Source organism: uncultured Corynebacterium sp. (assembly GCF_902782855.1).
In the GTDB taxonomy this organism is placed as follows: Bacteria; Actinomycetota; Actinomycetes; order Mycobacteriales; family Mycobacteriaceae; genus Corynebacterium.
The window spans coordinates 1-7,423 of sequence record NZ_CACZOO010000241.1 but is presented as its reverse complement, the minus strand read 5'-3'; the positions used below and the strand labels follow the sequence as shown (position 1 = coordinate 7,423).

General features: G+C 69.2%; 5 protein-coding genes and 1 pseudogene. 3 read left to right on the top strand and 3 right to left on the bottom strand.

Annotation, left to right across the window (positions count from 1 at the left end; translation table 11 throughout):
* The 3 genes and pseudogenes from QZV72_RS09965 to QZV72_RS09955 form a co-directional block, all read left to right on the top strand.
* A pseudogene (locus QZV72_RS09965) lies at positions 1-663 on the top strand (hypothetical protein); the annotation flags it as partial.
* A gap of 273 nt (positions 664-936) precedes the next feature.
* Positions 937-3,558: an FtsX-like permease family protein gene (locus tag QZV72_RS09960; protein ID WP_297008043.1), complete on the top strand. Its 2,622-nt coding sequence runs from the start codon at positions 937-939 to the stop codon at positions 3,556-3,558.
* Between the two features lie 135 nt (positions 3,559-3,693).
* Positions 3,694-3,900: a hypothetical protein gene (locus QZV72_RS09955; protein ID WP_297008040.1), complete on the top strand. Its 207-nt coding sequence runs from the start codon at positions 3,694-3,696 to the stop codon at positions 3,898-3,900.
* Positions 3,901-3,975: 75 nt separating this feature from the next.
* Here the strand turns inward: QZV72_RS09955 and QZV72_RS09950 are convergent, their stop codons facing one another.
* The 3 genes from QZV72_RS09950 to QZV72_RS09940 form a co-directional block, all read right to left on the bottom strand.
* Positions 3,976-5,250, bottom strand: coding sequence for an oxygenase MpaB family protein (locus QZV72_RS09950; RefSeq protein WP_297008037.1), 1,275 nt, complete (start codon positions 5,248-5,250; stop codon positions 3,976-3,978).
* A gap of 226 nt (positions 5,251-5,476) precedes the next feature.
* Positions 5,477-6,454, bottom strand: coding sequence for a zinc-dependent alcohol dehydrogenase family protein (locus tag QZV72_RS09945; protein ID WP_297008034.1), 978 nt, complete (start codon positions 6,452-6,454; stop codon positions 5,477-5,479).
* 292 nt (positions 6,455-6,746) lie between these two features.
* Positions 6,747-7,067, bottom strand: a complete 321-nt coding sequence (locus QZV72_RS09940; protein WP_297008032.1) for an aldo/keto reductase — start codon at positions 7,065-7,067, stop codon at positions 6,747-6,749.
* Positions 7,068-7,423: the final 356 nt, after the last annotated feature.

The window sequence follows — 7,423 nt, the reverse complement described above, 5'->3', positions numbered from 1 at the left end:
GCCGGTGCAGCCCAGGTCTCGCAGCTGCTCACCCAGATGGCGGACGGGATGAGTGTCCAGCAGGGATCCGCAGTCACCGTCACCGACGTCGTCGCCGGCGGCAGGAACGCAGGTGCCATCAACATGGCGATCATCGCCGCGCTCATTCCGGGTCTGGCCGGTTCCATGGTCGGGTTCATGGCGGTGAAGCGGGCGGTCAACCGGTTCGCCACACTGACTGCGGCCGGTGTCGTCTCCGGCATACTCTCCGGTCTCATTCTGGGGCCGTGGTTCGGTGTGCTGGCGGGCAACTACTGGGCCGGGGCGCTGGCCATCGGCCTGGGCACCATGGCGATCGGCGGGTTCATCACCGGGCTGGGTGCGTTGCTCGGCGGCAAGGGGCTGGGGATCGGTGCCCTGACCATCATGCTCTTCGCCAACCCGTGGAGCGGCAACATGGCACCGAAGGAGTTCCTGCCGGAACCGTGGGGCACGATCGGCTCCTACATGCCGAACGGCACGCTGATCACCCTGCTGCGAGACCTCAGCTACTTCCCCTCCGCCCCCACCGCCGGGCTCTGGTGGACACTCATCGCCTGGGTCGCCTTCGGCCTGGTCTGCCTCGGTGCCGGCTCGTGGGTGCAGGAGAAGAAGGCTGCGGAGGTCGCAGGTGCGGATCAGTAGGATCCCCCGGACAAGCAAATATTTTCAGTCTGAATATAAGAGCGCGTCAGTAGATGTGCCGCGCGCCACAGGTCGCCGGTGACCTGGGACGACGTTTGTACGGGGGAGTTCATAATGGGGTGAACGGAGGGGCGGGGAGCGGCGGGTTCCGGCATTGTGACGCCACTGGGCCACACTCGGTCTGTCCCGTCGCGCAGTGGGCTGGGCCAGTGGGGCCGGGCAGCGGCCTGGGCAGGACGACGCACAGCACGTTGACCGGCGAGGAGATCCACCATGACCCAGGGAAGACACCGGGCTCCGACCGCCCGGGTCCTGGTGTCCCTCGCCACCCTGGTGCGGTTGTCCTACCGGGCCTTCCGCGGACATGCGGCCCGGCTCATCCTCACGGTCCTCGCGATCGGGGTCTCCGTCTGCTTCCTCTGCGGGTCCCTCGCCCTCGCCGGGCTCATGGACTCCACCGTTGCCCGCCTGATGTCCTCCGACTACGAGGGAGCGGACATCGTCGTCCGCCCCGGGGAGGGACGCGCGGCACTGCCGGTGGACGCGGTGTCCCGCGCCCTGGAGGTCGACGGGGTCGACCGGGCGGTCGTCCTGGACGAGCGCACCGTCTTCCTGGAACAGGGCCTGGCGGAGGACGCCTCGGTTCGCGTCCGGCCGTGGTACGGACCGGACGAGTCGGTGGGCCCCGGGACACAGCTGGTGGAGGGCACTGCTCCGGGACCGGGTGAGGCACTGGTCAACGCCACGTCCGCGACCGGGGCCCTGGCGCCGGGGTCGGTGATCCTGGTGGGCGACGGCACCTTCTCCTACGCGGTCACGGTGACGGGCACGTGGACCGGGCGTGCGGACACCGCCGACCAGGTGGGTCTGGCGGTGAACATCGACGACTACACCTCCCGCTACCTCACCGTCGGCGTCCCCACGCTCCTCGTGGCGGTCACCGGTGACGGCACCGACGGCACCGACGGCACCGTCGGCACCGACGACGTCACCGTCGGCGCACTCACCACGGCACTCACCAGTCCCGGGTTCGGGGTCCCCGACGTACGCCCCGGGGCGGAGGTCGTCGCGGAGGCCCGGGCGAGTACCGCGTCCGCCCTCGGTTTCGTCCGGTACCTGCTCTACGGGTTCAGCGGGGTGGCGCTGCTCGCCTCGATGTTCATCATCACCAACACCTTCACCATGAGTGTCGCTCAGCGCCTCCGGAGCCTGTCCCTGTTGCGCACCCTCGGTGTCTCCCGCCGGCAGGTGACCCTTCTCGTCCTCGGCGAGGCCCTGTTGTGGGGTGTGCTGGGGTCCGTGGTCGGGGTCGCCGGCGCCGTGGGGGCGGTCACGCTGCTCCGCGGCATCGTCGAACGTGGGACGGAGGCGCTCCCCCTCGGGGAGGACACCTTCGGGATGTGGACGTTGCTGACCCCCGTCGCCGTGGGGATCGTCATGACCCTGGTCAGTGCCGCTGCCCCCGCTCTGCGCGCGGGCGGCGTGTCCCCGCTCGAAGGGGCCCGTCGGGCCGGGCGTCCGCCGGCGTCCGCAGGAACCCGACGCTCCGTGGCCGGACTGACGGGAGTGTGCGCCGGTGTGGCGATGTGGGAGTTCGCCCTGCTGGCGCAGGGGCGGGGGACCGTCATGCGGGCGGTGGTGAGCGGTTCCGGAGCGGTGATGGTCCTGATCGGGGTGTATCTGGCTTCCCCGGCGGTGATCGGCCGGTTGACCACCCTGTGGGACCGGTACGGCAACCGGCCCCCGGCGGTCAGGCTCGCGGCCCTGCAGGCGCGCCGGGATCCGCACCGTGCGGCGGGCACCGCCTTCGCCCTCACCCTGGGGCTGATGCTGACCACGGTCACCGGCATGTTCGGCGCCTCCATGTCGCGGTCGGTGGCGGGGGCCGTCGACAGTGAGGTGACCGCGGACTTCGTGGTCAGTGCGCCCAACGGGACGACGAGTGTCTCCCTGCCGGGGATGGTCGTCCGGGCACTGCCGGAGGTCGAGGGCGTGGGGTCCACCTTCGCCCTCGGCAAGGCCCCGGCGATCATCGGGGCAGGGCGGAACGCGGTTTCCCTGGTCTCGGTCAGTGACGACGACCCGCGCACGGCGCTGGACCTCGGACAGACCCGTGGCTCGTTCGACCTGGGTACCGGGCATGGTGTGCTGCTGGACGCGACGTTCGCGAGGACCCACGGGTACCGGATCGGTGACCGGGTCGAGCTGGGGGTCCCCGGGCAGTCCCTCACCGCAGCCCTGCCGGTACAGGGGATCTACGGCGGTTCACGCATCCTCGGCACCATGGTGGTCAGTTCCACCGCCTTCTGGGACCTCGCCCCCGGTGACCGGGCCCTCGGCGGGCACCGGGCCCTGGCAGTCGCGGTCAGTGCGGACGACACTGTGGGCACGGCCACCTTAGAGGAGAGACTGGAGGGGGTCGTGGACTCGGCCCCGATGGTCTCGGTCCAGACCCCGCAGGAGTTCGCCGGGGCACAGACCGCGCTGCTCGACCGCCTTGTCGCCATCGGGTACGCGATGTGCGCACTCGGCGTGCTGGTCGCCCTGCTCGGGGTGGTCAACACGCTGGCACTGTCCGTGGCGGAGCGGCGCCGGGAGATCGGCATGCTCCGGGTCATCGGTGCGCCCCGGGGGCTGGTCCGCCGGATGGTGACCGTGGAGGCGGTGCGTACCGCACTGTACGGCGGCGTGCTCGGCGTGCTCACCGGGCTGGCGTCCGGGGCCGCGGTGCTCGGCGTGCTCGGGGATGTGGGGTTGGACTCTGTTGTGGTGCCGTGGCGGCTGGTCGCAGGTGTCCTCGTCGGATCCGTGGCGGTCGGGGCGCTCGCCGCGCTGCTCCCGGCGGTGAGGGCGGCCCGGGTTCCGCCGCTGGAGGCGGTGGCGGAGCAGACCTGATCAGGCACCGGCTCAGCCGACCGCCGGCGCACCGGCACCACGGAATTCCTCCGACGCCCTCTGGTCCATCGCCGTCCACCACCCACAACGGAGGACGTATCGCCTTCGGCCCGGACGGGATGCTGTACGCCACCGTTGGAGACGCGGGCGACAACTACGGCTGGCCGATTCTGGAGGGCATCCCGGACGACGGCGGACACCCTCCACATCGCGGCTCTGCGCGGTGAGCGGCTCATCGACGTCCCGCCGGACGATCCGACGACCTCCACCGACCGGTTCGTCGGTGAGTACGGACGCCTGCGCGACGTCACCGTCACGCCGACGGTGGGCTGTGGCTGCTGACGAACAATACCGACGGACGCGGGGCGCACTGTTGTTCACCCGGATCACCGGGCGTGGCAACCGGGAAGCCGGCAGCTACCCGGCCTTGGACGCGGTCTCGACCAGCGTCTCGGCGAACTCCAGTGCGTCTTCGGTGGTCTCCGCGGAGTCCGCGACGCGGAACTCGAGGATCTCGTCACGGTGGTTGTGGGAGTAGGCCTTCTGTCCCTCACCCTTCTCCCGGCGCTTCCGCAGCAGCTCCTCGCGCTGCTCCAGGGGGGTCAGGGGATTACCGAACATCCGGCGGGCGACCTCGGGGGTGAAGACGCGGGGCGTCTTCGCCGGGGTCTTCAGCAGCAGCGGCTCCATGTAACGCACCGCCCGCGGGCAGATGCGCTTGAGCAGCCAGATGAACAGCTTCGGATTGTTGTCCAGCACCTTGTAGACCGGACGCCAGAAGGCGATGGACAGCGAGTCCATGAGGCGGGACTGCTTCACGCCGAGCATCGGACGCATCCACCGCGGGTAGGTGGCGATGACGGACCACCGCAGGAACGGGCGTCCCAGCCTGGTGAACCACTTCGGCAGATCGGGTTCGATGGTGACGAACCCGTCGAGGATGTGGTCGGTGTTCCGGATCGCGGCCTCGGAGGCGGAGAGCTTCTCCCGCCAGTCGTCGAAGAACTTCTGGACCTCACCGCGGGTCTTCGGCAGGTCCTCCTGACGGATCGGCTGGAACGCCGCGGAGATCGCCATCTGTGCCCAGTACTCGTTCTCCTCGTCGCGGGAGAGTTTTCCGGGGCCGAACTTCTCGTAGCAGTAGAGCATCGAGTGCCATGCGGTGACGTGGATCCACATCTGGGAGTCCGGGTTGTTCGCCTCGAAGTTGTTCCCGGTGACCGGGTTCACGCCGTAGGAGCGGTCGTGGACCTTCATGAGGATGTCGGACATGCGCGTCATCGTCTGTGCGTCCGCGGTGAGGACGGCTGCGAAGTACTCCATGGTCCGGTCGTAGCGGACCGGGGTGCGCTTGTACACCTGGCCGGAGGCGTCGACTGCGGCGACGAGGTCGGGATCCAGGTGCTCGAGGGTGACGGCACGCGCGAAGGCCTGGAGGGCGAACACGGGGAAGCTCCACACCTTCCAGGCGATAGAATCCGGGCCGAAGAAGCCCTCGTCCTCGCGGACGAGCGTGTCGTCCTTGCCACCGCGCTTGAACCGTCGGCTCTGCTTGCCGCGCCGGTCCTCTTCTTCGGTGGGGGTCGGTGCGGCAGAAGCCGGTGTGGCGGTGTCGGTCGCCATGTCCCCGAGACTGCGGTCGGCGAGCTCCTCGGTCAGCTCGCCGGCATTTCCGGTGAAAGGGCAGCTCATGATGTCCTCCGTAGTGCGACAGGTCGTCAGACCGTCGCTGTTCTGTAATGCGTGTTCCAGAAACTATAGAATACTCCCGTCCGTGAGGGAAGAGACATCGTGAAAAGAATGTGTCTGCAGACACATTTCGCCGGAGTGTGGTCGCTGCCAGATCACGGACCGGCAGTCCGCCTCTGCCCTGCCTCCACCCTGCCTCTGCCCTGCCTCCACCCTGCCTCTGCCCCGCTCATGGCTCGATGAGGAGCTTGCCGCCGCGGGTCGCACCGGCGGGGGAGACGAGGTTGTGCAGTGCGTCCGGCAGACCGGTCAGGCAGGTGTGGGCCGCGACCGGGGTACGCAGCAGGCCCCGGCGTTGCAGGGCGAACACCGGGTGGAAGAGTCCGGGCAGGTCAGACTGTGCTTCACCGGACGGGGAGTGGACCGTGTCGCGTAGCCGGAACATCTCCACCCGGGTGCCGCGGCGCCCGTCGAAGCAGGCGGTCGGCAGCGGCTCCCCAGACAGCAGCCCGTAGAGGACGAGCGTGCCGCCGGGTGCCAGCGCGTCCACGAGATCCAGGCCCAGCTCACCGCCGACACAGTCGAGGATCACGTCCGCACCGTGGATCCGGGTACGCCAGTCCAGTTCACGCATGCTGACCACCGCGGCCCACCGGCCGGGGTCGGCGACGTGGTGACCCGGCGTCCCGCGGACCAGTCCGACCGGGCGGACGCCGGTGAGTTCGGTGAGCAGTTCCGCGATGTGCCCGGCGATGGCGGAGGTCGCAGCGGTGACGACGACGGTCGGTGTGCGGCCCGGGGTGCACAACGGCAGGCAGTGGTCCCGCACCATCATCGACGCGGTCAGCGGGTTGATGTAGGAGAAGCACGCGGTGGCGTCATCCAGGTCATCGGGGACCGGGACGCACCACGCGCGGTCCACGTTGCGTAGCTGCGACCAGCAACCGGGCCCGCCGAGCGGCAGGACGCGGCGCCCTTCCTCGGGACCGGACTCGATGACGCCCACCCCCTCGAACCCGGGGACCAGTGGGAACGTGGTGCGCGACAGGTACGCCCCGGAGACGGTGACGGCGTCCGACGGATTGACCGTCGTGGCCGTCATCCGGACGCGGACCTGGCCGGGTGCTGGTTCGCCCGGCTCCGGCACCTCGCGGATGCGGACGACCTCGGCGAGGGGCCCGGGACGGTCGGCGACGGCGATCTTCATGACTGTTCAGCGTAGTCACTCCATGGTGGTCAGCACTCCGTCGGCATGTCGAGATGCTGCGGCCGGGATCGGGCGTGGCCGGAGACGCCGTCCGAAAGGACGGACCCGCCGAGGAAGTGACACCTTCCTGCGACGGGTCCTGGAGAACTCGGTAGCTAAAGTCATCGCGAACTACGTTCGTGATGGGTTCGAGTGGCTGCTGAATCTCTGAGGCCGGAAGCGGGTGACTGGAAGCTCCAACTACTGGTCATCCGCTTCTCCATGTGATGAGGGCCGCTCATCACCGTTTTCTCTACTCCGGCTCCCCTGACCACTCAACGGGGCGACCAAAGGTGGCGATGGTGGTCATCTCGGCGTGGTTCGACTTCGCGACCAGCGGGATTCCGCGCTGGATGAGCCAGTGCAGCATGACCTGGGGAACGGACTTGCCGTGGTTCTCGGCGATGACCTGCAGGACAGTGCTGGCGGCGGCGTCCGGGTTGCCCTGGGCGAGAGGGGCCCATGCCTGGACGACGGTGCCGTTGGCGGTGCCGAGTTCCACCATCTCCTTCTGCTGGTTCAGCGGGTGGGTCTCGCGCTGGTTCACCGCGGGGACGATGCCGGTGCTCTTCACCAGGTCGTGGTAGCGGTCGGTGCAGAAGTACGGCCGGGATCGTGACCGCCTCGCGCCACTGGTCAACGAGGTGGCGTCCCGGTGGACACCCCCGACGAGGTCCGCGAGTTCCTCGGCGGGTCGTCGATCTCCCCGGCAACCGGGACTTCGGGAACGCCACGGCGGGGGCTCTTCGCCGGACGGGGGTGCGCAGGTCGGGGTGAATGGGCCGACTGGCCGGAGACGTGCGCGGGTCGTGTGAGTAACGGTCGCACTGTGAGGCCCCGGCCCCTGTTCCCGGGACCCAGGTGCGACGGTTCATCACCGCAGGCAGAAGGTCTCCGCGTTGGTACGGAAGACGGCGTCCACGTACTCCT